Origin of the sequence: Nannocystis sp. RBIL2 (genome assembly GCF_026626745.1) — a bacterium.
GTDB lineage: Bacteria > Myxococcota_A > Polyangia > Nannocystales > Nannocystaceae > Nannocystis.
In genome coordinates this window covers 4,998,404-5,023,345 of the sequence record NZ_JAPNJW010000002.1, presented here as the reverse complement: position 1 = coordinate 5,023,345, position 24,942 = coordinate 4,998,404, and the positions used below count along the sequence as shown (strand labels likewise).

Here is a 24,942-nt window from a genome sequence, read left to right as displayed (position 1 = left end):
CGCGGCCGATCCGCTATTGCGGGGCGGGAGGCCTCATGCGACTCGCCGCGTCATCGTCCGTCCTCGCCGCCGCGCTCGCCGGCTGCGCCGCCGAGTCTCAGCCGCAGATCGACCTCGAAGCGGAGCGGCTGTGGGCCCACGAGCACTGCACGCTCGCCAACCCCGCGCCGTACCCGCCGACCGGCACGTACATGAGCAATCACGTCGGGCGCGAGAACAGCAACGCGATCCCGTGCGCTGGCCCGCGGGCGTTCGACCTCGAGTGGCACGTGCTGGAGACCCACGCCTCGGCGCAGCCCAACACCTTCTCGCCCGACGGCAAGACGACCTACCTCACCACCACTCCGGGCGACGACGGCTGCAACGCGTTCGCGGTCGACACTGCGACCGGCGAGGTGGTGTGGAAGCGCTGCGACCTGCCGTTCGGGACGCTGGCGTCGACGATCGACGTCGACGAGCAGGGCGATCTGTTCCTCACCGCCGGCAACACCGCGCGCGCGCTCGACCCCGCCACCGGCGCCGACCGGTGGGTCACCGAGCTGCCCAACACCAGCGCCAGCGGGGCGACCTACGGCCTCAAGTTCACGATCGACGGCCACCTCGTGACCCAGGTGTCCGACGGGACAGTTTATCTGGTCCGAAGGACAGACGGGAAGCTGCTCGCCGAGCTGCCCGTCGCCGACGAGACCGGGTTCGTGCCGGCCGAGGCGACCATGCTGCCGACCGAGATGACGCCCGCCTACGTGCTCGCGCGCCTGCGCCTGCTCGTCGGCGACAAGCACTACGACGAGGCGATCGCCGGCCTCGGGGGGCTGCTCGGGGCCTCGGGCGGGTTCGCCGACAACACCGTGTGTACGACCGTGCGGCGGCAGGTGCTGACGGTCGGCGGCGGGCCCGACAAGTTCACCGGCGCCGCGGTGGCGCTCGACATCGTCGGGACCGCGGACGCACCTGGCCTGAAGTTCAGGTGGGCGATGCTGCTGCCGGCCGGCAGCGCGAGCTCGGTGGTGGCCAGCAGCGACGGCGAGCGGGCGGTGCTCGGCGACGGCGACGGCCACATCCACATGATCGACGTGCCGGCCTGCGACGCCAACACCGACGCCGACCCCGAGCCTGACGGCTGCGCGCCGGCGTGGGTGTTCCAGCATCCGGGCGGGCGGCTGCTCGGGACCGTCGCGCTCGACGGCGACGGGACGGTCTACGCGTTCACGGCCGGGCCCGAGCGGGTCGAGGAGATCTACGCGCTGCGCGACCGCGGCGACACCTACGACCTCAAGTGGTCCAGCGACTTCGGGCCGATCGCGCAGATGACCACGGTGCTGACCGTGACCGACGACGCGATCTACGGGGTGCTCAGCCAGGTCGACCCGCTCGTCACCACCGGCGTGTTGACGCTGCCGAAGTCGGTGAGCAACGAGGCGGTGGTGATCGACAAGGAGACCGGGGTCATCCTCCACCGCGAGAGCACGTCGGACTCGTCGCTCACGGAGCTGGTGCTGTCGCCGCGCGGCGAGCTGTTCCTGACGGCGCTCGGGCTGTACGAGATCCTCACCCTCGACCCGGCCGGGCGCGATCCGGTCGGCGGCCTGCGCAAGTACGTCGCGCGCGAGTGACCGCGGATCAGCCGACGCGGCGCGGCGCGGCGAGCTGCTTCTCGTAGGTGCCGACCAGCTCGGCGCGGGCGAGGATGTGGCCGGCGACCGCGGCCTCGAACTCGGCGCGGGTCGGCGCGTGCAAGGCGTCGAGCCGGGTGTCGAGGGCGTAGAGGGCGAAGAAGTAGCGATGGCGGCCGATCGGCGGGCACGGGCCGCCCCAGGCGGCGCGGTTCCAGTCGTTCTTGCCGTGGCGCGCGCCGGGCGGCAGTCGGGTGGCCGCGCCGGCCGGCAAGCCGCGCAGGTCGGGCGGCAGGTCGACCACGATCCAGTGGACCCAAATGCGCCGCGGCGCCGCGGGATCGGGCGCGTCGGGGTCTTGCACGAGCAGCGCGAAGCTGAGGGTGCCCGCGGGGACGTCGACCCATTCGAGCGGCGGTGAGGTGTCGTCGCCCTCGCAGGTGTGGGCGCGGGGGATCGGTCCCATCGATTCGAAGGCGGGAGAACGGAGCTGCATGGCGGCGCAAATGTACGCAGATCGGCGGACGCGCCGACTGCGAATCATCACAGGCGGTGCGCGGGCCGGGCGGGTCAAGCGCTCGTCGATCGGGCGCGGCCGTCGCCGTCGACGCCGTAACCGAGCAGCTCGAGGATCCGGTAAGTGCCGGTCTTGGGCAGGCGCATGAAGCCCGACCACGCCCCGGCCGCGAGCGTGCCGTCGAGCAGCCATTCGTCGATCCACTGCGCGGTGTGCAGCGGGTCCCACTGCTTGAAGCCGGCCCCGGCCTCGAGCAAGAAGCGGCGATTGAGCCGCTCGTGGTGGCCCACCGGCCGCGCGCAGACCAGAGGGATCCCCAGCGCCGCGAAGAAGCTCAGCTCCGACGGTTTTGTATAGAGGATGTCGGTCTCGGCCAACAGGGCGTTGAAGGCGGTGAAGTAAGCCGGGACATCGTCGGCTTGCACGACGCGTACGCCTTCGTGGGACTCCAGTCCCGCGCGGTGGAGCTGCCCTTCAAAAAATTCGGCCACTGATTTGCGCACGCCGGCGACCAGCGCGAGGCGCAGGCGGCCGGCCTCGATCGCCGGGCGCATGCGCGGCAGGAACAGCTCGACCATCTCGGCCTGGGCTCCGGCGCCGCCGACGGCGAAGGTTAGCAGCGGCGGGCTCGACCTGCCCTCGGGGACAGCTCCGAGGAACAGCCGCAATTCGTCGCGGTACATCGCGCGGAAGCTGCCGGTCGGGTCGAGGCGGACCAGGCGCTCGCGCAGGCGGGCGCGCAGGCCGGCGAGGTCGGGGCCGCCGAGCAGGCCGGGCGGCAGCGGGAAGCCGGTGACGACGATCTGCGCCGGAGGCACGCCGTAGACCCGCAGGCGCCGCATGGCGCGCTGGCTGGGGACGAGGTAGCGGATCTTGCTGCGCCGCGGGAGGATGGGGGCCCAGATCCGGTGGATGTCGGTGTCGGTGACGACGCAATCGATGCGGTCGAGGCCGGCGTGGTCGGCGATCAGGGCGGGGGCGTAGAATGTGGTCAGCAGCGGCCGCCCGCTGCGCTTCAATTCCTCGACGAGGCCGGCCCCGAGGCCGCGGTCGATCATGCGCCGCAGGGCCCGGATCGACAGGTCCGGGGCGCTGAGGTCGCGGTATGGATAGAGGTGCGGGATCGCGGTCAATGCGTCGAGCACCGTGCGCAGCGGCCGGCCGACCACCGGGACCTGCGAGCCGCGCGAGATCAACTCATAAAAGGTGCGCGAGCGGGCCCAGCGCTCCTGCTCGCGCGGGTCGGCCAGCGGGGCGCGGTCGACGTGCAACACCTGCACGCCGAGCGGCTCGGCGAGGGCGTGGGCGGCCCGCAGGTGGCCGTAGCCCATGTCGATGGCGACGACGGCGGGGCGGCGATCGTAGGTCACTGCGACCTCGCCTGAGTGGCGGCCGAGGCGGCCGGCAGGGTCGCGTGAGCGGGCAGCGGTTCGAGCCGTGATTCGGCGCCGATCCGCATCCAGTGGCCGCGCCACTCGACGCGTCGCCGCCACAGGCCGACCCACCACAGCGCGAAGATCAGCAGGTCCTTGACCGGCGCGAGCACGAAGGCGAAAAGGGGCAGCGATTCGCCGCGCAGGCGCTGCCACAGCGCGGCGTCGGCGACGAACTTGAGCGCGAGCCCGGCCAGGGCCAGGCCCGCCGGCGATTGGCCGTACACCGCGAGCTCGGGGCGGGCCAGCGCGAGGAGCAAGAGGAGGAGCAGCAGCGGGGTCGGCTGGCCGAGCAGCTCGAGCGCGTAATAACCGAGGTGCTGCCGGCGCCGCATCTGCGCCCACCGCAGGTGACGGCTGAGGAAGCGCCGCAGGTCCCAGCGGACGTTGACCGTGGTGAGCGGAAAGGTGGAGAGGCGGACGACCCTGCCGGCCGCGGAGATCCGGCGCGCCAATTGATAGTCCTCGGCGAGCAGGTCCTTGACCGCCGCGAGGCCGCCGGCGCGCGCGAGGTCGTCCCTGTGCATCAGCATCGACTTGCCGATCACCACGGGGATGCCGGCGATCGCCTCGGCGGTGCACACCGCGGCGACGACGAAGCTGGCCAGGTGCAGGTTCTCGAGCAGCGCGCCGACGCTGCGCTCGCCGGCGCCGACGAGGACGTTGTGGACCAGGCCGACGCGCGCGTCGGCCAGCTCGTCGGCGAGCGCGGCCAGGTAGCCCGGGTCGGGGCGCACGTTGGAGTCGCTGACGAGGAAGTACGGGTGATTCGCCAGCGGCAGCAACTGCGCGAGGTTGTTGACCTTGGGGTTGTGGCCGATCGCGGGGCCGCCGGCGACGATGCGGATCGGCGTGCGCGGGAAGTCGCGCCGGACCTGCGCGGCGACCGACAGCGCCGGATCGTCGGGGTCCTCGGCGCCGACGAGGATCTCGAATTGCGGGTAGTCCTGGGCCGCGAGCGCGGCGAGGTTGTCGCGCAGGCCGTCGTCGAGGCCCCGGACGGGGCGCAGGATCGAGATCGGCGGCCGCGGGCCCGGCGGCCGCGGCCGCCTCCCGAGCAGCGCGTGGGTGCTGACGTGGGCGACCGCGGTGAACACGAGCGCCGCGCCGCACCCCAGCGCCGAGGCGTGAAGGAGAGGTGAGAGATCCACGTGGACGCACGCTCGCGCACGGGCGTCACGCGCGATCGACAGCCGCGCGGCGAGGTCGTCGCGAGCCGTCGACATCTCGCGCACGTGGCCCGGACGTCACGCGGCGCGGGCCGAAGTTTTGCGGCGATGCGGCCCGGCGGTGACGCGGGGGTGGTCTCCTGCGCCGCGGATGCACCTGCGCGACCTGGCCTTTCAGCACATCTTCTCGCGGCTGTTCGTCTACAACATCTTGTGGGAGGACAGCGAGGTCGACGAGCAATTCCTCGAGCTCGACGAGACCAGCACGGTGCTCGGGATCTCCGGCGCCGGTTGCAGGATCGCCGGCCACCTCAGCGCCCACCCTCGGAGCATCGACGCGGTCGACATCAACCCGCACCACCTCGCGCTCGCGGCCCTCAAGACCGCCGCGGCCCAGCGGCTGCGCAGCTACGATCTCTTTTATGACCTGCTCGGTCGCGGCGCCCACCCCGAGCACGAGTCGGTGATCCGCTGGCTGACCGGGACGCTGCCCGAGTGGGTGCAGCGCTACTGGCAGCGGCGGCACTCGCTGTTCCGTCGGGCGTTCTATCGTGAGGGCCTGACGGCGCGGATGTTCACGACTCTGACGCGGCTGGCCGGGATCGACGGCGCGTGGCTGCGGCGGCTGTGCACCACGCCGGTCGAGCAGCGGGGGGCGATGATCGACGCCACTCTGACGCCGGTGCTGCGCCACCCGCTGGTCGCGCCGGTGCTGCAGAGCCCGCTCAACCTGGTGGCGATCGGCGTCAACTTCGCCCAGCGCGACCGGATCCTCGAGTCCTCGCGCACCGGGATCGTCGACTTCCTGGTCGATCACGTCAAGCGAGTGGCGACCACCGACCTGGCCCGCAACTGGTTCGCGTGGACCGCGATCGCCGGTCACTACAATCACGACGAGCCCGACGCGGTGCCGCCGTATCTGCGCCGCGATCGCCACGCGCGCTCGTTCGGCGCGCCGACGCGGTCGCGCTTCCACCGGCGCAACATCTTCGACGTGCTCCGCGACGCCGGAACGAACACGTGGTCGCATTATACGCTGTGCGACGCGCCCGACTGGATGCCGGCGCCGGCGCAGCACAAGCTGTTCGCGGAGATCCTCCGCACCAGCCGCGACGGCGGGATCGTGATGTACCGCAGCGTCGAGCCCCACTCGCTGATCGCTCGCCATGGACTCGAGCGCCGGCTGCAGCCGCTGTCGGCCCGCAGCTCCGCGGCCGCGCGGCTCGACCGCTCGCGTCAGTACCAGGGCGTCAACTACTACAGGATCGTCCATTGACCCCGGAACAGACCGAACACCGCGTGTTCCTCAACCGCTATTACCGGGCGGCGCGGCCGATCTACGACGTCACGCGGAAGTACTACCTGTTCGGCCGCGACCGCGCGCTCGAGGGATTGCTGGCGGCGCCGTGGGCGTCGCTGGTGGAGGTGGGTCCGGGGACGGGCCGCAACCTCGAGATCTTGCAACGCCGCCGGGCGTGGGCGCTGTACGGGGGGATCGAGGCGGCGGACGCGATGCTCGAGCGAGCCGCGGCGCGCTGCCCGTGGGCCCACTTCCAGCGCGCGTTCGCGGAGGACGCCGACTACGCGGCGGTGCTCGGGGCGCCGCCGCAGCGGATCTTCTTCTCGTATTGCCTGTCGATGGTGCAGCGGCGCGAGGAGGCGTTGCAGCACGCGCTCTCGCAGGTGGCACCCGGCGGCGAGGTGCACGTGGTCGACTTCGCCGACCTGCGCGGTCTGCCGCGCCCGCTCGCCGCGGGTCTGCGCGCGTGGCTCGAGCTGTACCGCGTGACGCCGCTCGAGCCGGGCTGGCTGGCGGGGCTCGGAGCGGACATGGTCTTGGGGCCAGGTCGCTATTACGTGCTCGCGCGGCTGCGCCGGCCGCAGTGACTCAGGACTGCGGCGCGGCGAGCAGGGCGGCCAGCTCGTTGCGCGTGGTCGGCAGTCGATGGTCGCGCAGGAGGAAGTGGCGGTCGCCGATCTGCCACAGGCCCGGGTGGTCGAGCATGGCGGTGAGCGCCTGCCGCTGCTCGGGCGTGAGGACGTGCGCGTCGGCCATGGCCTCGCCGGCGAACGTGATGTGCAGCAGCGGCTCGACCAGGCCGAGGACGTCGAAGCCCTCGGTGCGGGGCAGGGCGGCGCACAGCGTCGGCACTGCGCGCGCGCCGAGGTTCGGCGGCAGGCCGCAGAGGACGCGGCCGAGGTCGGCGACGCCCAGCTCGAAGCCCGGGAACCCCTGAAGCGCGGGCTCGATGTCGGGGTCGGCGATCGCGGCGATGAGGGTGCTCAGGGCCGGCTCCGAAGGGCCGCCGGCGCGGAGCAGGCCGATCGCCGCGACCACGCGGACGGCGAGATCGGGGTCGTCCGCGTGCAGCCGCGAGAGCCCGGGATCGGCGGGTCGCAGGTGGCCGAGGGCGAAGGCGAGGATGCCTCGCACCGCCCGCGCCGGCGCGTGCGACAGGCGGGCGTGAAGGGCCGGCACGATCTCGTCCGCGCGCCGCCACATCGTCGCGAGGAAGTAGATCGCCGCGATGCACAGCCGCTCGTCGGTCGACTCGACCAACTGCAAGCAGGTCGGGACCGCGACCTCGGCGGCGCGGTAGATGTCGCGGAGGATCGGGTGGACGTCGGGGCCGCCGTCGTCGAGGATCGGCGGCGAGGCGACGCTGAAGGTGCCGGCGACGCTGCAGGTCAGGAGGTCGAGCGCCTGCGCGCGGTCGGGGGTGCGGTCGTCGACGACGAGCTCGACCAAAAACGGCGCGGCCGCGGCGGTCGCGTAATTGCGCAGGCTGTCGTCGAGGAGGGTCCCCCATAGCTGCCGACCGGCGCGCTGGCGCTGCTCCACGTCGTCGTCGAGCAGCCCGCGCAGGGCGTCGGGCGTGTCGGTGGCCGGACCGTAGGCGTGATGTACGGCGGTCCAGTCGATCGTATCGAGGCGCTCCAGCACCAGGCAGACGTAGCACACGGCGGTCCGCCGCGAAAGCGCGGGGCGACATGTCCGCGGGGACATGTCGCCCTGATCCCGTGAATTCGCGGCTCAGCCGGGCGGGACGAACTCGTCGCAGGCGTAGTCGATCACGCCGACGGCCTCCTGGAAGAACGGGCTGTAGTCGGGGGCGCAGATGCTGTCGATGATGCCGCGGTCGCCGAAGTAGCCGACGAACTCGGTCATCTTGGCGGTGGGGATGCACTCCTGGCCGGCCGTCTCGGCGTCGCCGTTGAGCGAGAGCATGACGATCGCGGTCTCGTTGCCGCCCTTCAGCGCCAGCAAATCGCTATACCAGCTCTGCGGGGTGCCGGGCGAGCCGTTCTCCTGCTCGTCGGAGATCATGGTGACCACGAGGACCGCGTCGTCGCGCAAGAAGCCGGGGTGACAGCCGCCGGCCTGGGTCTGCGGGCCGAGGGCGGTCAGCAGGGCCTGGGCCGGGCGCTCGTTGGAGTTGCCGGTCGCGCCCATGTCGGCCACGCAGTCGAAGGCGGCGGGCAGGTCGCCCTGGTCCTGCGTCATGTAGCGCAGGCCGTCGTCGATCGGGCAGGCGATCGGCGGTCCGCCGGCGCCCTTGTTGCGGCCGGCGCCGAGCGTCTGATCGCAGGCCTCGGGCGCCGGCGGCTCCATGCCGCAGATGATGTCGGGGAAATAGACGGTCAGGCAGTTGTCGCCCGGATCGTCGGTCATGCACTTATTGTGACACTTGTCCCACTTCTCGCCCCACTTGTCCTGGTCGTCGGTGTCGATCACCATGATGTGGTAATCCTGCGCCTGCACCTGCGACTGGATGGTGCTGATGAAGCCGGGGAAGCTGTTGGCGAGGTTCTGCTGCTCGTCGCCCATCGAGATCGAGTTGTCGAGCACGAACAGGAAGTCGACCTTGGTGCAGCCGTCGCCGGTCGGCGGGGCGCCGAAGTCGGCCATCGCCAGGTCGAGCTTGGGGGTCGAGGAGTCGTTGCTGGTGGCGCCGGCGGTCGGCTCGTCGGTGGTGGGGCCGCTCGTGCCGGTCGGGACGCCGGAGTCGGAGTCGGTGCCGGTCGATTCACCCGTGACGCCGGTGACGCTGGTGTTGCCCTGCGTGTTGCCGGTGGCGCCGGTGACGCTGGTGACCCCGGTCGCCTGGCTCGCCCCGGAGCTGCCGTCTTCGGCCGGGCCGCAGCCGACGCTGCAGGCGATCGCGCCCGCCATGGCGCTCATTCGTAGGGTCCGCTCGCGGATGATTCGCTTCATTTCAGGCCAGGATCGCCCGGCCGTCGGATGACTGTCAATATGTCCGAAGAGACAGGTCGAGAGGCCTTCAGGCCGCGGTCCGCGAGAGACAGGGGCTGCGCTCGCAGGCGTCCGGCGCCGGCTCCCGTCCCGGTCTCGCGGGTGCCCCGGCAAAGCGCACGCGTGGCGGCGAAGGGCGGGCAATTTTTTCGTCGGAGCCGGTTACTTCGGCCGCAACCGATGATGCGAACCCTTCTTCTCAGCACCCTGATTTGTGGCATGGCCGCCTGTTCCGGCGGCTCCGAGGCCGAGACCGAGAGCGCCAGCGAGGCGGGCACGACCGCGGTGGAGGCGGAGGGCGCGTGCGAGTGCGACCCGGAGGCCGAGGACGAGTCCTGCGGCGAGCAGCTGTGCCCGGTGGCGTTCCTCCACTGCGAGCGCGACTGCGCGGCGGTGTCGCAAGGCGACGAGGAGATCGAGCACATGGATTGCGTGCTCACGGCGATGCAGGCCCGCACGCCGGGCTTCGTCGCGTGGATATTCACGCAGGACGTGGCGCCGAGCTGGAGCATGACGGGGATGCGGATCTTCGCCGACGGCAGCGCGGCGATGGTCCGCCGCGCGACCGCGTCCTGCCAGGCCGAGGGCCCCCCCGCCGCGTCCGGCCCCGACGAGACGGTGCTGCTCAAGGACGTGGCCTACTTCGACGCCTGCCTGGCCGAGCCCGACCCGATCGAGCGCTTCCGCTGCATGCAGGAGCCGGTGGAAGCAGCGCTGTCGGAGTGCGCGCCCCGGGTCGTCACCTGCGAGTGACGCGCCGCGAACGGGTCGCGAGGGTCATGTCCTGGCGGACATGTCTCAGGCGGCATGCCTTCGAGAACATGCTCTTCGAGACATGCCCGGATGGGCAGGTAGTATCAATCGTCGCCGGCCGGCAGGGCGCGGGCGCTGCGCTGGGCCAGGGCCTTGTGCTCGCGCTTGCGCCGCTTGCGGGCGCCCCAGGCGTTCTCGCCCGGCAGGCGCTCGTGGATCGTCAGGCTGCTGAAGACCACGCGGCCGCGCACGCGCAGCAGCTGGCGCGGCTTGCCGGGCGGGGGCGGGCCGCTGAGCTGCTCGACCGAGCCGAGGATCGCGCCGCACTCGTTGTCGAGCTGCCAGCCGGGCGGGATGATGATGTCGAGGTTGCCGAACACGATGTTGACGTCGAGCTCGATCGGCCCGCCGGGCAGGACGGCCTGGCGCAGGTCGAGGGTGGCGTTGCCGAACAGGACGCGGACGTGAGTGCGGGCGGCGACGTGCCAGGCGCCGGTGCGGTCGACCGAGCTGAACAGGACGCGCAGCCGGGTCGGCGGGTCGGGGACGGCTAGGGCGGCGGCGGTGGGCACCAGCGCGGTCGTCGCGGCCGGGCGCAGGTCGGCGGTGAGCGCGTCGATCTCGGCGACGGTGGCGGCGCGCTCGACGGCCTCGAGGCGCTCGTCGAGGGTGTCCTGGTCGATGAGGTCGAGGGCGTAGCCGTCGCCGAGGCGGGCCCGCGCCTGCTCGCGCGCGCGTTGCAGCTGTCCTGCCGGCGAGTCCACGAGGCGCCTTGTACCATGCCGGGGGCCGCGCCAGGGCCGCGGCGATCGGTTATGCTGCGGGGCGCGTGCGGTGGGCGTGGGCCATGGTGACAGCGGCGCTGACGGGTTGCGGCCCCGCTTGGTGGGGCCGCGCGCCGGTCGAGGTCGGCGACGAGCCGGGCGAGCTCGTGGTCGAGGAGCTGGCGGCGGGCTCGTTCCACACGTGCGCGCGCGTGCGCGGCGGGCAGGTCCGCTGCTGGGGCATGGGCGCGAGCGGTCAGCTCGGTGACGGGGCGGCGACGCTGCGCCTGCGGCCGGTGGCGGTCGTCGGCATCGACGACGCGGTGCAGATCGCCGCGGAGGGCGACCGCACGTGCGCGGTGCGAGGCGACGGCAGCGTGTGGTGTTGGGGGCGCAACCCGACGGTGGAGGCCGAAACAGGCGCGCCGGCAGTGCGCGCGCAGCCGCAGCCGGTGGCAGGATGGCGGGATGTGCGGCAGCTGGCGCTCGGGCTCGATCACGACTGCGCGGTGGTCGGCAGCGGCGGGGTGATGTGCCGCGGCCAGGGGTTGCACGGGGCGCTCGGCGACGGCGGGATGTTCTCGACCGGCCCGGTCGCGGTGGTGCGGCTCGAGTCGGCGGCGGAGGTGGCGGTCGGCTACGGCTTCAGCTGCGCGCGCACGACGGCGGGCGAGGTGCTGTGCTGGGGCTGGAACGAGTACGGCCAGTGCGGCGACGGGTCGGGGCGCGACCACCTGACGCCGAGCCCGGTCGAGGGCATCGCGGGCGCGCGGGGGCTGACGGCCGGCTTCGACCACGCGTGCGCGTCCCTGTCCGATGGGACAGCCGTGTGCTGGGGCGGCGACACGTTCGGCCAGCGCGGCGACGGCGGCGAGACGACGGTCGGACCGCCGGCGCCGGTGCTCGGCCTGGGGGCGGCGCAGCGGCTGTCGGCGGGGCAGTACCGGACGACGGCCCTGCTGGCCGATGGGACAGCCCGCGGCTGGGGCCGCGAATGGGGCCCGGAGCGGCTGCTGTGGCCGGGCTGCGACGAGCCGCGCGAGTACGTGGTGGAGGTGACGGAGTCGCCCCGGCAGGCGCCGCCCGAGCCGTACTGCGCGGCGCCGGCGACGCTGCCGGTGGCGGGCGCGAACCAGGTGGTGGTCGGGCAGCTTCACGCGTGCGCCCTCACCGACGACGGGCAGGTGCTGTGTTGGGGCAGCAACGCGTACGGCGGGGTGGGCGACGGCGGGGACGACGATCGTCTGCAACCGACGCCGGTCGCGTGGTGAGCGCTGCAGCGAAACGCAGCGTCGGGCGGCGGTGCGGGCGCTGAGTCGAGACATGTCCCCAGAGTCAGATCGGGCACGGCCGGGGTGGGATATGTACATTCGCGGCGGCGGGGCGAGGCGCGTGAGCTGGCCGCAACGACAGGTGTGATCGCGGGGGCCGGGGGGTCGTGACAATTGCTGCTACGTTCCGCGCGTGTACGACGAGCATGAGGCGGCGCGAGGCCGCGGCGACGACGAGGCGGAGGCGGCGCTGCGACGCTCTCTGTCGCCGCGAGCGGTGAGCCCGGCGCGCAGCCGGCAGCTGCTCGAGGTCCGCGGGTCGGAGGTCCACGGCCGCGGCGTGTATGCCCGCAGCGACATCGCGCCGGGCGAGCCGGTGCTGACGTTCGGCGGAGTGCTGGTGGCGGGGTCGACGGTCGCCGAGGACCTGTACGCGATGCAGGTCGGCCCGGAGCTGTGGCTGGTCAGCCCGCCGGGCGCGGAGGACATCGAGGACTTCATGAACCACGGCTGCGAGCCGAATCTCGGGTTCGTCGACGGCTCGGTCACCCTCCACACGCTGCGGCCGATCCGCGCCGGCGAGGAGGTGCTGTGGGACTACAGCACGTCGATGTGCGAACCGGGCTGGAGCGTCCACTGCTCCTGCGGCGCGCCCGGCTGCCGCGGCCGGATCGCCAGCTTCTGCGACCTGCCGCCCGGCGCCCAGGCCCGCCTGCGCCCGCACGCGCTGGCGTACCTGCGCGTCTGAGCGGCGGTCCGCGTGGACATGTTCTTTTGGTCATGCTCGAACGGGCATGCCCTATCGGACATGTCCGGTAGGAGGATTCAAGGTCTTAAAAATTGATCTGGACGGAGCCGGCGCCGAAGCTCAGGTTCGGGGTCGGGCGGTCGCGGTTGTGGCGGGCCAGGGCGACGCCGTTGATGATGCTGGAGACGAGGGAGATCTTGCCGAGGACGAGGGCGCCGAGGCCCAGGACGGGGCGGCCGAAGATGCCGCAATCGCGGCAGTCGGACGGGGGGAACGCGGCGATCATGCCGAGGGTGAGGACGCTGAGGCCGAGCACGACGCCCCAGCCGATCTGGCGCCCGCGCAGCTGATCGTGGCGCTTGGCCCACTTTTGCCAGGCGTCGTCGGCCAACGCCACGGGCTCGCCGGGGATCGGCAGCGGCGCGGGCAGGCCGGCGGGCGGGAGGTAATAGCCGGGCGGAGGGTCGTACCAGCCGGGCGGCGGATCGTAATACGCGGCCGGCGGATCTTTATGAACGGGGGCGCCGCCGGGCGGGTCGGATTCGTAGTACGCGGGCGGCGGATCGTAGTAGCCGGGCGGCGGATCGTAGTACCCCGCCGGCGGGTCGACGTAGATCGGTTGCATGTAGCTCGGCGCGCTCGTGGCGTCGGCGGGGGTCGGGGCCGGCTCGCCGGCGGCGACGACGAGGAGGCTGGAGGCGACCACGAGCGAGGTAAGCGAAGCAAACATCGCCCCACGATATCGCGTCCCGCGTGGCCGCGCCCGCGGGCCGGTCGTCGGCGTGGCGGGGTCGGAAGGCCCGGCGGCAAATCGTCGTTCTCGCGGCGTCCGAGAGCCTCGCGGTCACGCCTCGCGGGCGCCGTCGCACCGGCAGGGGCGGGGCTGCGAGACCGCGCAGGAGGCGCGTCGGCCTCGGAGAGACGCTTGCGCCAGTCGGCAACGAGGATGGCGGAATGCGGCGAGCGAGCGGCGGGTTGCCCCACGCAGCGCCGGGCGGCGCTCGTATGTCGAAGAAGCCGGTGTGTGTATTCGTGGCGCTCGCAGTGAGCGGCTGTGACATGCGACCGCCGCAGGCGCCGGCCCAGGAGGTCCAGCGCCGCGCCGAGCTCGAGGTCGAGGCCAGGGCGGCGACCGTGCAGGAGGCGCAGGCAGAGGAGGCGCTGCGCGCCGCGGAGGCGGCCGAGTCGGCGGCGAAGGAGCGGCTCGCGGCGGTCACTGCCGGCAGCGAGCCGAGCAGCGACGCCGAGCTGGCGATCTATCAGGCGCGGCTCGTCGAGGCGCAGGCGGTGAGCGCGAGCTGCGAGGCGCCGTTCGAGCGGCTGGTCGAGCTTCACGATTATCTGCACCGGTTCGCGTCCGAGCCGCAGCGCGACGCGGCGATCGCCGCGCTCGAGGGCTGCCGCAAGCGCGCGCACGCGGCGAGGAAGCAGGAGCACGCGGCGGCGCAGGTCGAGCTGCGGCGGGAGTTCGCGCTCGAGGTCGAGGCGGCGTTCGACGCCGAGCACCCGGACGCGCGCGGGCGGCTGGTCGCTACGGTGAAGGGGGAGGCGCTGCAGGTCCAGCTGCGCGGGTTCTTCGGCTGGCGGCCGCGCGACTGCGAGGCGAAGGTGCAGGAGCTGTGCGACAGCACGGCGCACTTCCGGTCGATCGTGCTGAGCGCGCCTGACGGGAGGTTCGCGTGCCGACCGCGGGTCGAGCCCGAGGACTACCTGGCGCAGCAGCTGCGCGCCGACGGACTGGCGGACCCGTGGGACCCGGTGATGTCGGGCGTGAGCGCGACGCCGCGAACGAAGCCGCCGCCGCCGCTGGTCGACCCGGACGCGCTGGCGCGGCTGCAACACGAGGCGGTCGGCGCCACGCACGGACGCGAGGCGGCCGCGGCGGCGCTGAAGCACGTGAAGGGGACCGATCGCTTCCTGCGGGAGCGGATCCACGAGCTCGACCGGGCGCAGATCGAGCGACGCACTGCGTGGCAGGAGCACCGGGAGCGGCGCTACCGCAACTTCGCGTTCGCCAGCCTGGCCCCGATCGCGGCCGGCCTGGGGATGTTCGTGTTCGGCAGCGCCCACCTGGCGAAGCTGTCCGCGATCCGTCAAGGCAAGCTGGAGTTCGCGTCGCAGGCCGAGTACGAGACGGCGAAAGATGACGCGGCCCGCAGCACCGCGATCGGCCACCTGGTCGCGCTCCCGCTGCTCGCCGCCGGGATCACGATGTTCGTGCTCGGCGTCCGTAAGCCGCGCGTGAGCGGGCGGATCTCCGTGACCCGCGACGGCCTGCTCGTGCGCTTCTGAGGCCGCGACGGGAGATGTCTCGCAGGACATGCCGTATGGAGCATGTCCTGCGGGACATCCGCATTCACAGCAGCTTCTGCGGGCCCTTGGGGCTCAGCGTCAGCAGCGGCTGGATCAGGCCGTCAGGTAGCGAGTAGACCCACGCGTGCAGGTAGGGGTACTCGCCGTTGGCCCAGGCGTTGCGGATGACGTCGGTCTCGGCCAGGCGGTGGACCTGTTCGACCGTGTTGAGCTCGACCAGCTTGGCCCAGCGCTCGTCCTCGGTCAGCAGGTCGAGCTGCTGGCGGTGCTGCTGGTAGATCTCCGCGACGGGCGCCAGCCAGTGGCTGAGGCGCCCGGGCGGGGCGCCGTTCATGGCCGCCTTGACGCCGCCGCAGCCGTAGTGACCGCAGACGATCACGTGGTGCACCTTGAGCGCCTCGATCGCGTACTGGATCACGCACAGGACGTTGGTGTCGTCGGCGCGGACGAGGTTGGCGACGTTGCGGTGGACGAACAGCTCGCCGGCGTCGGTGACGGTCAGCTGGGTCTCGGGGACCCGGCTGTCGGAGCAGGAGATCCACAAGAACTCGGGCTGCTGGCCGGCGGCAAGGCGCTGGAAGAACTCGGGGTCGATGGCGCGTCGCTCCTGCGCCCACGACTTGTTGGCGAGGAGCAGGCGGCGGGCGGGGTTCATGCGGCGGCCTCTTGCTTGAAGTGGATGTTGAGGCTGGTGGCGCTGCGGCGCAGCTCCACCGTGATGTTGCGGGCCTTGGCCGACAGCAGGAAGTCGTCGATCGCGTCGACGATGTCGGGGTCGATGAACTGGGCCCGGGTGCCGTCGATCAGCACCGTGGCGCCGCTCGGGATCGTCGAGAAGGCGCGCAGCAGCGCCGGCTTGTTGAGGAACGAGACGTCCTTGGCGAACCGGATCAGGTACTCGTGGTCCTCGTGGTTGACCACGATCGCCGACTTGAAGTTGCTGCGGATGACGTAGAAGATGCCGACGCCGACGCCGATGGCCACGCCGACCAGCAGGTCGGTGAGCAAGATCGCCGCCAGGGTGACGAGGAACGGCACGAACTGGCCCTTGCCGCGCTGGTACTGCTCGTGGAACACGCGCACGCTGGCCAGCCGCAGGCCCATGACGATCAGCACCGCGGCCAGCGCCGACAGCGGGATGTGGTTGAGGATCGGCGCCAGCACCAGCACGCTGAGCAGGAGCAGCACGCCGTGGAGGATCGCCGACATCCGCGTGCGCGCGCCGGCGTCGATGTTGGCCGACGAGCGGACGATGACGGCGGTGATCGGCAGGCCGCCGAGCAGGCCCGAGACGATGTTGCCGGCGCCCTGGGCCTTGAGCTCGCGGTCGGTCGGGGTGATGCGGTGGAACGGGTCGAGCTTGTCGGAGGCGCCGACCGACAGCAGCGACTCGACGCTGGCGATGACCGCGATGGTGGCGGCGACCCGCCACACCGCCGGGTCGCCGAGGCGCGAGAAGTCGGGGAACGGCAGCGCGAACAGGATGCCGTACAGGCCGCTGAGGTCGGGGATGGCGACCAGGTGGGTGTTCTCGCTGAGGTGCAGGCCCGGGGCGTAGCGCCGGAACAGCTCGTTGGTAGCCGCGCCGACGACCACCGCCACCAGCGCCGGCGGCATCCACGAGCCGACCATCTTCTTGCCGACCTTCTGCCACGCCAGCAGGGCGATCAGCGCCGCGGCGAAGATGATGAAGGCGCCGAGGTCGGCGTGCTGCACCGCGGCGATGATGTCGGTGAAGGTGTTGCCGCCGCCCTGGCCGACGAAGCTCTCGTCGCCCTCGAAGTCGAGGTCGTAGCCGAGCGCGTGCGGGACCTGCTTGAGCACGAGGATGCAGCCGATCGCCGCGAGCATGCCGTGGACCACCGCGACCGGGACGAAGTGGGCCACCGCGCCGGCCCGCAGCAGGCCGAAGCCGAGCTGCATCACCCCCGCGAGCACGACCGCGAGGATGAAGGCCGGGTAGGCGCCGAGCTCGGCGATGCCGGCGGCGACCACGACGGTGAGGCCGGCGGCCGGACCGCTGACGCTGAGCGGCGAGCCGCTCAAGGCGCCGACGACGAGGCCGCCGACGAACCCCGCGAACAGCCCCGAGAGCAGTGGCGCTCCGGACGCCAGGGCGATGCCCAGGCACAGCGGCAGAGCGACGAGGAAGACGACGAGCGAGGCCGGAATGTCGGCGGCCAGGTGCGCGTGCCAGGGCTGCTTGTCTGGAGTCAAGGGCGGCATCGAGGATGAAGCTGGCTTAATCGGCGGCGACGGCGATGTGATGGCAAGAATCAGGAGAAGAGTCCACCGATAATAAATACGCGAAGATAGGTTCAGATGAAGGATGCATCATACGGTGCTACAAAACCACTCGCAGCCATGGGTTTTATCGAACGGATCAAGCACGCGATCGTCAGCAACGGGGAAGGGATCGCCCTGCGTGACCTCCAGGCCGCTGTTCGCGCCGGCGAGGACCTCCACGGCACCCTCGAGCTGGTCGGCGGCGAGCATGATGTGAATCTGGAGGGGGTGCTCCTCCGCCTCGATGAGGAGCGCCTCATCTACGACAACCCCAGGCACGGGGACTTCGACTTCTGGCGCGAGGCCGCCGCCGTGACGATCCCCCTCGGCCGCTCCCTCGGCCCCGGCGAGCGCCTGCAGGTGCCGGTCGTGCTGCCCCTGCCCGCCGACCTCGAGCCCTCCGCCACCCACCGCCGCTACCGCGTCACCGCCAAGCTGCAGGCCTCCGGCCGCCACCCCAAGGCCAGCGCCCTGGTCGACGTGGTCGTCTGAGCCCGCCTCGCGGCGCCCCGTAAGTCGGTAGCCCAGCCGGTCTGCGGAGCCTCGGCGCTCGTGGCCGTCGATCGCCCGGCAGCGGCCTCTCCTGCGCTCGTCACGGTCGAGCTCGCCGGCCGATTCGCTGCAGATCTGTCTCTTCGGACAGGATCGAGACGCGTCGGTCCGGGTACACTCGTCCGGTCGTGTCCGCGCCCGTCCGCTTTCGTCGCTGCAATCTTCGGTCCCTGGTCCCGTTCGTGCTCGCGCTCGCGTGCGACCGCGGCCCCGCGGCGGGTCCTCCGCCGCCCAAGGCGGAGGCGACGACCGCCGCCCCGACGACCGCCGCGCCGACGCCCGTGCCCGACGCGATCTCCCCGACGCCGGAGGACCCGCCGATGACCCCGCCCGACCTCACGGGACTGACGACCGAGTTGTTGCGCCAGCACGGCGAGGGCCACCGCGCCCGCATCGAGCGTGGGCTGGCGCAGGTGGCGGCGCTGTGGCGCCCGGAGGACGGCGACCTGGCGGCCTTCGTGCGCGAGCACTTCATCAGCGACCCGGTCGCCCTGGCGGCCACGTTCGCCCGCTTCGAGTCGGTGTTCGAGCAGATCGACGGCCACACCCACGAGGTCGGCCGCGAGGTCCGGCGCGCGACGGAGGTCGACACCGGCCCGATGCTGGGGGTCGACCCGCTGCTCGCCACCTACGATCCGTTCGCCCACGTCACCGAGGACCTGTTCCAGGCCAAGGTCGGCTTCGTGGTCCTGCTCAACTTCCCGCTGACGACTCTGGCCGAGCGCAGCGAACATGGCCCGAAGTACAGCCGCCAGGAGTGGGCCGAGGTCCGCCTGGGCGCTCGCTTCGGCCGCCGCGTGCCGGCCGAGGTGCGCCAGGCGGTGACCCGCGTGACCGCCGACGCCGACCTTTACATCGCGCAGTACAACGTCTGGATGCACCACCTGGTCGATGAGACAGGTGCGCGCCCGTTCCCGTCCGGCCTGCGCCTGATCAGCCACTGGAACCTGCGCGACGAGCTCAAGGGCCGCTACGCCGATCCCGACGGGCTGAAGAAGCAGCAGATGATCGTCAAGGTGATGGAGCGGATCGTGACCCAGACGATCCCCGCGGCGGTGATCGACAACCCGCACGTCGACTGGGACCCGTTCACCAACGCGGTGAGCGCCGCGCCGGCGAGCGAGGTCGAGGCCGACGCGCCGCCGCGCCCGGTCGCACTCGACGGCGCGCGCGAGGACGATGTCCGCTACCGCAAGCTGCTCGCCAACTTCCACGCGGCCCGGCAAGAGGACAAGTACGTGCCGATCGCCCCGACCGCGATCGCCCGCAGCTTCGAGCTCGGCCGCGAGCTGCCGGAGGCCCGCGTCAAGGCGCTGCTCGAGCAGGTGCTGACGTCGCCGCTGGTGGCCCGCACCGCGGCGCTGATGAAGCAGCGCCTCGGCCGCGAGCTCGGGCCGCAGGACCTGTGGTACGCCGGCTTCCGCGGCAACGCGGCCCACTCCGAGGCGGAGCTCGACAAGCGCACGAAGGCCCGCTACCCGACGCCGGAGGCGTTCGCCCGCGACATGCCGCGGCTGCTCCAGGGCCTCGGCTTCGCGGCGCCGAAGGCCAAGTTCCTCGCCGAGCACATCCTCGTCGACCCGTCGCGCGGGGCCGGGCACGCGCTGCAGTCGCTGCGACGCGGCGACTTCCCGCACCTGCGCACGCGCGTGGGCACAGGCGGCATGGACTACAAGGGCTACAACATCGCCGTCCACGAGCTCGGCCACAACGTCGAGCAGGTGTTCTCGCTGTACTCGGTCGACCACACGCTGCTCGCCGGCGTGCCCAACAACGCGTTCACCGAGGCGCTCGCGTTCGTGTTCCAGGCCCGCGACCTCGAGCTGCTCGGCGTCGGCAAGCCCGACCCGGCGAGCGAGCGCGAGCGGGTGCTGGCCGACTTCTGGGCGACCTTCGAGATCGCCGGCGTCGCCCTGGTCGATGTCGCCGCGTGGCACTGGATGTACGACCACCCCGAGGCGACCCCGGCCGAGCTGCGCGAGGCGGTGGTGAAGATCGCACAGGACATCTGGGACCGCTATTACGCGCCGGTGCTCGGCAGCCCGGGCACGCCGCTGCTCGGCATCTATAGCCACATGATCTCGTATCCGCTGTACCTGTCCGACTACCCGCTCGGCCACCTGATCGCGTTCCAGATCGAGGAGCACATCGCCAAGGCCGGCAAGCTCGGCCCGGAGTTCGAGCGCATGGCCTCGCTCGGGGCGCTGACGCCCGACCTGTGGATGACGCGAGCCACCGGTGCTCCGGTCGCCGCCGAGCCGCTGCTGCGGGCCACCGAGGCGGCGCTCGCGGGCGCCGGCGCGCCCGCGCCTTGACGCGCCCGCGCCGGGGTGCTTCGCTGGGCGCGATGTTTGGGTTGATTTTTTGGACGGTCGAGGTCGTGGGCCAGGTCGACGCCGACCGCTGGCGGATCCAGCAACACCTCGAGGCGGTGGAGACGGAGCTGCGGGCGCGCGACACGTCGCACCTGCCGCCGGCGCTGCAGGCCGAGCGCGCGCGCAACCTCGATCGCCTGCACGTCTATCGCGTGGCCGGGCTGTTCCCGCACAACTCGGAGTTCATCGGCGAACGCGTGCCGTTCTTCATCGACGAGGACGGGGTCGCGTGCGCGGTGGGTCACCTGGTCATCGAGTCAGGTTTCGCCGAGGTGGCCGCCGAGATCGCCGAGCGGGAGAACAACGCCCGCCTGCTCGACATGACCCACCCTGCGCTGTCGGGGTGGATCGCCCAGAGCGGCCTGACCGCGGAGGAGTGCGCGCGGATCCAGCCGGAATACTGCGACTGCGGCCCGGAGTTCACGCCGGTGTGCGGCGTCGACGGGGTGAGCTACGCCAACGCCTGCTACGCGGAGACCTGCGCGGGCGTGGCGATCGCCCACGAAGGCGTGTGCAAGGGCGAGGGCAGCAGCAGCGGCTGGCCGGAGCCGGGCACGGGCACCGGCCAGGACGAGACGACGGGCGGCGAGACGACGTCGAGCGGGACGAGCGAGGCGACGGACAGCGAGACGACGTCGAGTGAGACGACGAGCGAGACGACGTCGAGTGAGACGACGAGCGGGACGACGTCGAGTGAGACGACCGCGAGCGGGACGACGTCGAGTGAGACGACTGGAAGTGAGACGACGTCGAGCGAGACGACGGGGAGCGAGGCGACGAGTGGGACGACGTCGAGCGCGCCCACGTCGAGCGAGACGACCGCGGGCGAGGAGCCCGGCAGCTCGAGCGGGTCGGGCGGCGAGGACGAGCGCCGGAGCGGATGTTCTTTGGGACAGGATTCGTCGGGCGCGCCGGCGCTGGCGTTGTCGCTCGTGCTGGTCGCGCGGCGCCGGAGGGTTCGGGCATGACGACGCCGAAGATCGCGGCGTTGCCCCTGCTGTCGCTCGTGCTCGCCTGCGGCGACCCGAGCGGCGGCTCGGGGTCGGGCGCCACGAGCACGAGCAGCGAGACCGACGAACCCACCGACGAACCGCCGACGACGGGCACGAGCGGCGAGGCCGAGACCGAGAGCGGCAGCAGCGACTCCGGTACCACGAGCGATCCTTCGGGCGAGGCGAGCACGGGCGCCGCGAGCACGGGCGAGGAAAGCACGGTCGACGCAAGCACGGGTGAGGCGAGCACGGGCGAGGCGAGCGCGGGGAGCACGGGCGAGGCGAGCACGGGCGATCTGCCGGCGCCCACGTGCGAGCCGGGCGACGGCGGAGGCGTGCTCGTGTGGTCGCAGAGCGAGGCGCAGCTGCCCGGCTTCATGCCGGCTCTCGCCGGCGGGGCCGACGATTCGGTGGTGCTCGCCGGCCAGACGGGCGTGGGCGACGACGGCGACGCGTTCGTCGAGCTGCGCGACGCCCAGGGCGCGACGCTGTGGAGCGACCTCTACGCCGGCGTCAACGGCCTCCAGGACCGGGCGGTCGACGTGGCGGTCGACCCGGCCGGGTTCATCCACGTGCTGGTGGCCGAGTCGATCCTCGCCGTCGAAGGCGAGCAGATGGGCACGTACGACGGCCGCCTGGTGGTGCTCCGCTACGCGCCCGACGGCGCCCACGTGTGGCGCTGGGAGCACGAGCGCCCGCCGGCCGCGCCGTGGACCTCGTATTCGCCGGGGGGCAAGCTGGCGGTCGACGGCCAGGCGATCTTCGTGGTCGAGCACGCCTTCGACGGCCCGTTCGAGCACGTGCGCCTCGACGCGTTCGGCAACGTCCTGGGCGAGACGACCCTGGCGGTGCCGGCGTGGCTCCACTACAACTCGCGCTACGACCTCGGTCCCGACGGTTCGGTGGTGATCGCCGCCCGCGTCGGGGACCCCGACCGGCTGTGGGTCGGCCGCTTCGACGACCAGGGCGCGTCGAGCTGGTCGCTCGACTTCGAGGACGAGGACTCCCACCCGGACTCCGTGCTCGTCGGCGAGGACGGAGCGGCCTACGTGCTCGGGTCGCTGAACGAGAACCCGGGCGTGCTGTCGGTGCGCAAGTTCTCCGGCGACGGGTCGGTCGCGTGGACCCAGCCGTTGCCCGACGCGAGCCTGCAGGGCATCCGCTTCGGCGGCGCGATCCGCCCGGACGGCGCCCTGCTGCTGCTCGGCGGCAACAAGCAATCCGGCCAGCGCATGGATCTGTGGGCGGGGATGATGGCGGCCGAGGGCGCGCTGCTGTGGACCTTCGAGCACGAGTTCGGCCCGCCGCACAGCTGGGGCGACGGCAACACCGCGGCGTTCACGTCGAGCGGGGCGGTGGTCGTCAGCGGGAGCTTCGACGGGGAGGGCGGCAAGTCGCAGCCGTGGCTGGGCCGGCTGTGCGGGGGCTGAGCGCCATGGCATGCCCGAAGGGTCATGCTGCGAAGGACATTGCCTATCAGGCATGTTTTTATGAGCATGTCCGATAAGCCATGTTCATTCGGGCATGGTCAATTGATGGTCGGGATATAGCGGGCACGTCGGCGTCAAGTTTGTCGGGCGAGCTCGGCCCGGAGTTCGAGCGCATGGCCTCGCTCGGGGCGCGGACTTCCGAGCGGTGGCCGACCCGAGTGGCTGATGCGCCGGTGGCCGCCGAGCCGCTGCTGCGGGCCACCGAGGTTGCGCTCGCGGGCGCCGGCGCGCCGGCGCCTTGACGCGACCGCCCCTGAGTGCTTCGCTATGCGCAATGCTTGGATTGATTTTTTTGGCACTTGAAGTCACGGGCCAGGTCGAAGCCGACCAGGCCCGTATCCAGAGACACCTCGAGGCGGTCGAGACGGAGCTGCGGGCGCGCGACACGTCGCACCTGCCGCCGGCGCTGCAGGCCGAGCGCGCGCGCAACCTCGACCGCCTGCACGCCTATCGCCTGGCCGGTCTGTTCCCGCACAACCCCGAGTTCATCGGCGAGCGCGTGCCGTTCTTCATCGACGAGGGCGGGGTCGCGTGCGCGGTCGGTCACCTCGTCATCGACTCGGGCTTCGCCGACGTGGCCGGCGAGATCGCCGAGCGCGAGAACAACGCCCGCCTGCTCGACATGACCCACCCGGCCCTCTCGGGGTGGATCGCCCAGAGCGGCCTGACGGCAGAGGAGTGCGCGCGGATCCAGCCGGCCTACTGCGGCTGCGGCGGGGAGTACGAGCCGGTCTGTGGCGTGGACGGCAACAGCTACGGCAACGCCTGCTACGCCGAGACCTGCGCGGGCGTGGCGATCGCCCACGAGGGCGTGTGCAAGCCGCAGGAGAGCACCAGCGACTGGCCCGACGCGGGCACGAGCACGGGCCCGGGCGACTCGACGGGCGACGACTCGAGCGGCGGCGAGACCACGGGCGAGCAGCCCGGCGGATCGAGTGATTCCAGCTCGGACTCGGAGGGCCACGACGGCGAGCACCAGCGCAAGTCCGGCTGCTCTTTGGGACAGGATGCCGTCGGCGCGCCGGCGCTGGCGCTGCTCCTCGTGCTGGCCGCGCGGCGGCGGAGGGCCCGGTCATGACGGCGGCGAAGATCGCAGTCATCCCCTTGTTGTCCGTCCTGGTCGCCTGCGGCGGCGGGGGCGGCGAGTCCGAGACCGACGACGGCAGCACGAGCGGCAGCAGCTCCGAGACCGGCAGCAGCAGCGCGCCGACCAGCTCGAGCGGCGACGTCGAGACCGGTGACGCGCCGGCGTGCGCGCCCGGCGAGGGCGGCGGCGCGCTCGAGTGGTCGCAGTCGGCGGCGATGCTCCCGGGCTTCGTGCCGTGGCTGGCGGCCGGGCCCGACGACTCGGTGGCGATCGCCGGCGGCACGGCCGCGGGCGACGCGGTGGTCGAGCTGCGCGACGCCGCGGGCGGCGTAAAGTGGACCGATGTCTACGCCGGCGCCCACGGCCTCGACGACGTCGCGCTCGATGTCGCGGTCGACCCGGAGGGGTTCGTCCACGTGCTGGTGCGCGAGGTGATCCTCTCGGTCCAGGCCGAGACGATGGGCACCACCGACGCGCGCCTGGTGGTGCTGCGCTACGCGCCCGACGGCGCCAAGCTGTGGCGCTGGGAGCACGAGCGCCCGCCGGTCGAGCCGTGGGGCTCGTACGACCCGGAAGGCAAGCTGGCGGCCGACGGCGAGGCGATCACCGTGGTCGAGTGGGCGTTCGATCAGCCGTTTTCCCACGTGCGGCTCGATCGGTTCGGCAACGTGAAGGCCGAGACCACGCTCGCGGCGCCGGAGACCCTCGACTTCCGGGTCCGCCTCGACGTCGGCGCCGACGGCTCGACGGCGATCGCCGCCCGCGCCGAGCTCCCCGACCGCCTGTGGGTCGGCCGCTTCGACGCCAGCGGCGCGCCGCTCTGGTCGGTCGACCTCGAGAGCGAAGACAAGCCGGGCTCGGTGTTCGCCGCGGACGACGGCGCCGCGTTCCTGACGGCCTCGTTCGACGCCGATCCGGGCCTGGGCTTCTCTGCGCGCAAGTTCACCGGCGACGGGGCGATCGCGTGGACCCAGCCGCTGGCGATCGAGAGCCAGGACGACATCGCCTTCGGCGGCGCGGTCCGCTGCGACGGCGCGCTGGTGCTGGCCGGCGGCGCCGACAAGCCGCCGCAGCCCGACAACGAGTGGGGCCAGCGGCGTGACCTGTGGGTGGGGCTGCTCGGGCCCGATGGCGCGCTGCTGTGGAGCTTCGAGCACGAGTTCGGCGGGCCGTTCAGCTGGGGCGACGGCAACACCGCGGCGTTCACCAGCAGCGGCGCGGTGGTCGTCAGCGGCAGCTTCCTCGGCGAGGACGGCGGCAACTACCAGCCGTGGCTGGGCCGCCTGTCCGGCGGATGATTGAAAGAACATGTACGAAAGGGCAT

General features: G+C 72.2%; 22 protein-coding genes. 13 read left to right on the top strand and 9 right to left on the bottom strand.

What is annotated here, in order from left to right:
- The first annotated feature begins 35 nt into the window (after positions 1-35).
- Entirely contained in the window at positions 36-1,613 is a 1,578-nt protein-coding gene (locus tag OV090_RS44840) for a PQQ-binding-like beta-propeller repeat protein (protein ID WP_267711108.1), read from the top strand.
- 7 nt (positions 1,614-1,620) lie between these two features.
- Here OV090_RS44840 and OV090_RS44835 read toward each other — a convergent pair whose 3' ends face one another.
- From OV090_RS44835 to OV090_RS44825, 3 genes are all read right to left on the bottom strand, one after another.
- The gene (locus OV090_RS44835; protein WP_267711107.1) at positions 1,621-2,109 is read right to left on the bottom strand and encodes a YbhB/YbcL family Raf kinase inhibitor-like protein; all 489 of its coding nucleotides are present in this window, start codon (positions 2,107-2,109) and stop codon (positions 1,621-1,623) included.
- Positions 2,110-2,183: 74 nt separating this feature from the next.
- Positions 2,184-3,500: a hypothetical protein gene (locus OV090_RS44830; protein ID WP_267711106.1), complete on the bottom strand. Its 1,317-nt coding sequence runs from the start codon at positions 3,498-3,500 to the stop codon at positions 2,184-2,186.
- A complete protein-coding gene (locus tag OV090_RS44825) occupies positions 3,497-4,714 on the bottom strand; it encodes a glycosyltransferase (protein ID WP_267711105.1) in 1,218 nt (405 codons plus the stop codon). The genes OV090_RS44830 and OV090_RS44825 overlap by 4 nt, the downstream gene beginning before the upstream one ends.
- A gap of 169 nt (positions 4,715-4,883) precedes the next feature.
- Between OV090_RS44825 and OV090_RS44820 the strand changes: the two genes are divergently transcribed.
- Entirely contained in the window at positions 4,884-6,008 is a 1,125-nt protein-coding gene (locus OV090_RS44820) for a DUF3419 family protein (RefSeq protein WP_267711104.1), read from the top strand.
- Positions 6,005-6,619, top strand: a complete 615-nt coding sequence (locus OV090_RS44815) for a methyltransferase domain-containing protein (protein WP_267711103.1) — start codon at positions 6,005-6,007, stop codon at positions 6,617-6,619. The genes OV090_RS44820 and OV090_RS44815 overlap by 4 nt, the downstream gene beginning before the upstream one ends.
- A 1-nt stretch (position 6,620) precedes the next feature.
- Here the strand turns inward: OV090_RS44815 and OV090_RS44810 are convergent, their stop codons facing one another.
- Together OV090_RS44810 and OV090_RS44805 are read right to left on the bottom strand one after the other, a co-directional pair.
- The gene (locus OV090_RS44810) at positions 6,621-7,676 is read right to left on the bottom strand and encodes a HEAT repeat domain-containing protein (RefSeq protein WP_267711101.1); all 1,056 of its coding nucleotides are present in this window, start codon (positions 7,674-7,676) and stop codon (positions 6,621-6,623) included.
- 90 nt (positions 7,677-7,766) lie between these two features.
- Positions 7,767-8,906, bottom strand: coding sequence for a hypothetical protein (locus OV090_RS44805; RefSeq protein WP_267711100.1), 1,140 nt, complete (start codon positions 8,904-8,906; stop codon positions 7,767-7,769).
- Between the two features lie 300 nt (positions 8,907-9,206).
- Here OV090_RS44805 and OV090_RS44800 point away from each other — a divergent pair, with 300 nt between their 5' ends.
- Entirely contained in the window at positions 9,207-9,740 is a 534-nt protein-coding gene (locus tag OV090_RS44800) for a hypothetical protein (RefSeq protein WP_267711099.1), read from the top strand.
- Positions 9,741-9,844: 104 nt separating this feature from the next.
- On the opposite strand, the gene OV090_RS51310 is transcribed toward OV090_RS44800, so the two are convergent.
- Entirely contained in the window at positions 9,845-10,504 is a 660-nt protein-coding gene (locus tag OV090_RS51310) for a LiaF domain-containing protein (protein WP_267711098.1), read from the bottom strand.
- A gap of 65 nt (positions 10,505-10,569) precedes the next feature.
- Here OV090_RS51310 and OV090_RS44790 point away from each other — a divergent pair, with 65 nt between their 5' ends.
- Both OV090_RS44790 and OV090_RS51305 read left to right on the top strand, forming a co-directional pair.
- On the top strand, positions 10,570-11,775 hold the full coding sequence (locus tag OV090_RS44790; RefSeq protein WP_267711097.1) for a hypothetical protein: 1,206 nt from the start codon (positions 10,570-10,572) through the stop codon (positions 11,773-11,775).
- 193 nt (positions 11,776-11,968) lie between these two features.
- Positions 11,969-12,523 (top strand): SET domain-containing protein-lysine N-methyltransferase, encoded by a 555-nt coding sequence (locus OV090_RS51305; RefSeq protein ID WP_267711095.1) that lies wholly within the window; start codon positions 11,969-11,971, stop codon positions 12,521-12,523.
- Between the two features lie 85 nt (positions 12,524-12,608).
- On the opposite strand, the gene OV090_RS44780 is transcribed toward OV090_RS51305, so the two are convergent.
- The gene (locus tag OV090_RS44780) at positions 12,609-13,253 is read right to left on the bottom strand and encodes a hypothetical protein (RefSeq protein ID WP_267711093.1); all 645 of its coding nucleotides are present in this window, start codon (positions 13,251-13,253) and stop codon (positions 12,609-12,611) included.
- 275 nt (positions 13,254-13,528) lie between these two features.
- On the opposite strand from OV090_RS44780, the gene OV090_RS44775 reads away from it, so the two are divergent.
- Positions 13,529-14,815 carry a hypothetical protein gene (locus OV090_RS44775; protein WP_267711092.1) on the top strand — a complete coding sequence of 429 codons (1,287 nt, stop codon included), beginning with the start codon at positions 13,529-13,531 and terminating at the stop codon, positions 14,813-14,815.
- A 64-nt stretch (positions 14,816-14,879) separates the two neighbouring features.
- Here the strand turns inward: OV090_RS44775 and OV090_RS44770 are convergent, their stop codons facing one another.
- Complete coding sequence (locus OV090_RS44770; protein ID WP_267711090.1) at positions 14,880-15,491, bottom strand: carbonic anhydrase; 612 nt, start codon at positions 15,489-15,491, stop codon at positions 14,880-14,882.
- Positions 15,488-17,053: a SulP family inorganic anion transporter gene (locus tag OV090_RS44765; RefSeq protein WP_267711089.1), complete on the bottom strand. Its 1,566-nt coding sequence runs from the start codon at positions 17,051-17,053 to the stop codon at positions 15,488-15,490. The genes OV090_RS44770 and OV090_RS44765 overlap by 4 nt, the downstream gene beginning before the upstream one ends.
- A 147-nt stretch (positions 17,054-17,200) precedes the next feature.
- On the opposite strand from OV090_RS44765, the gene OV090_RS44760 reads away from it, so the two are divergent.
- The 6 genes from OV090_RS44760 (at position 17,201) to OV090_RS44735 (ending at position 24,916) form a co-directional block, all read left to right on the top strand.
- The gene (locus tag OV090_RS44760; RefSeq protein ID WP_267711088.1) at positions 17,201-17,614 is read left to right on the top strand and encodes a sporulation protein; all 414 of its coding nucleotides are present in this window, start codon (positions 17,201-17,203) and stop codon (positions 17,612-17,614) included.
- Between the two features lie 380 nt (positions 17,615-17,994).
- Entirely contained in the window at positions 17,995-19,989 is a 1,995-nt protein-coding gene (locus OV090_RS44755; RefSeq protein ID WP_267712132.1) for a hypothetical protein, read from the top strand.
- 32 nt (positions 19,990-20,021) lie between these two features.
- Entirely contained in the window at positions 20,022-21,017 is a 996-nt protein-coding gene (locus OV090_RS44750; RefSeq protein WP_267711087.1) for a Kazal-type serine protease inhibitor, read from the top strand.
- On the top strand, positions 21,014-22,471 hold the full coding sequence (locus tag OV090_RS44745) for a hypothetical protein (protein WP_267711086.1): 1,458 nt from the start codon (positions 21,014-21,016) through the stop codon (positions 22,469-22,471). Before OV090_RS44750 ends, OV090_RS44745 begins: the two co-directional genes overlap by 4 nt.
- A gap of 352 nt (positions 22,472-22,823) precedes the next feature.
- On the top strand, positions 22,824-23,609 hold the full coding sequence (locus OV090_RS44740) for a Kazal-type serine protease inhibitor (protein WP_267711085.1): 786 nt from the start codon (positions 22,824-22,826) through the stop codon (positions 23,607-23,609).
- Positions 23,606-24,916 (top strand): hypothetical protein, encoded by a 1,311-nt coding sequence (locus OV090_RS44735; RefSeq protein ID WP_267711084.1) that lies wholly within the window; start codon positions 23,606-23,608, stop codon positions 24,914-24,916. The genes OV090_RS44740 and OV090_RS44735 overlap by 4 nt, the downstream gene beginning before the upstream one ends.
- Positions 24,917-24,942 lie beyond the last annotated feature (26 nt).

Excerpts from the sequence above, each read along its gene's own strand:
- OV090_RS44840 (WP_267711108.1), top strand. The coding sequence starts at position 36 with ATGCGACTCGCCGCGTCATCGTCCGTCCTCGCCGCCGCGCTCGCCGGC.
- OV090_RS44835 (WP_267711107.1), bottom strand. The coding sequence starts at position 2,109 with ATGCAGCTCCGTTCTCCCGCCTTCGAATCGATGGGACCGATCCCCCGC.
- OV090_RS44820 (WP_267711104.1), top strand. The coding sequence starts at position 4,884 with ATGCACCTGCGCGACCTGGCCTTTCAGCACATCTTCTCGCGGCTGTTC.
- OV090_RS44805 (WP_267711100.1), bottom strand. The coding sequence starts at position 8,906 with ATGGCGGGCGCGATCGCCTGCAGCGTCGGCTGCGGCCCGGCCGAAGAC.
- OV090_RS44800 (WP_267711099.1), top strand. The coding sequence starts at position 9,207 with ATGGCCGCCTGTTCCGGCGGCTCCGAGGCCGAGACCGAGAGCGCCAGC.
- OV090_RS44780 (WP_267711093.1), bottom strand. The coding sequence starts at position 13,253 with ATGTTTGCTTCGCTTACCTCGCTCGTGGTCGCCTCCAGCCTCCTCGTC.
- OV090_RS44775 (WP_267711092.1), top strand. The coding sequence starts at position 13,529 with ATGTCGAAGAAGCCGGTGTGTGTATTCGTGGCGCTCGCAGTGAGCGGC.
- OV090_RS44770 (WP_267711090.1), bottom strand. The coding sequence starts at position 15,491 with ATGAACCCCGCCCGCCGCCTGCTCCTCGCCAACAAGTCGTGGGCGCAG.
- OV090_RS44760 (WP_267711088.1), top strand. The coding sequence starts at position 17,201 with ATGGGTTTTATCGAACGGATCAAGCACGCGATCGTCAGCAACGGGGAA.
- OV090_RS44755 (WP_267712132.1), top strand. The coding sequence starts at position 17,995 with ATGACCCCGCCCGACCTCACGGGACTGACGACCGAGTTGTTGCGCCAG.
- OV090_RS44750 (WP_267711087.1), top strand. The coding sequence starts at position 20,022 with ATGTTTGGGTTGATTTTTTGGACGGTCGAGGTCGTGGGCCAGGTCGAC.
- OV090_RS44745 (WP_267711086.1), top strand. The coding sequence starts at position 21,014 with ATGACGACGCCGAAGATCGCGGCGTTGCCCCTGCTGTCGCTCGTGCTC.
- OV090_RS44735 (WP_267711084.1), top strand. The coding sequence starts at position 23,606 with ATGACGGCGGCGAAGATCGCAGTCATCCCCTTGTTGTCCGTCCTGGTC.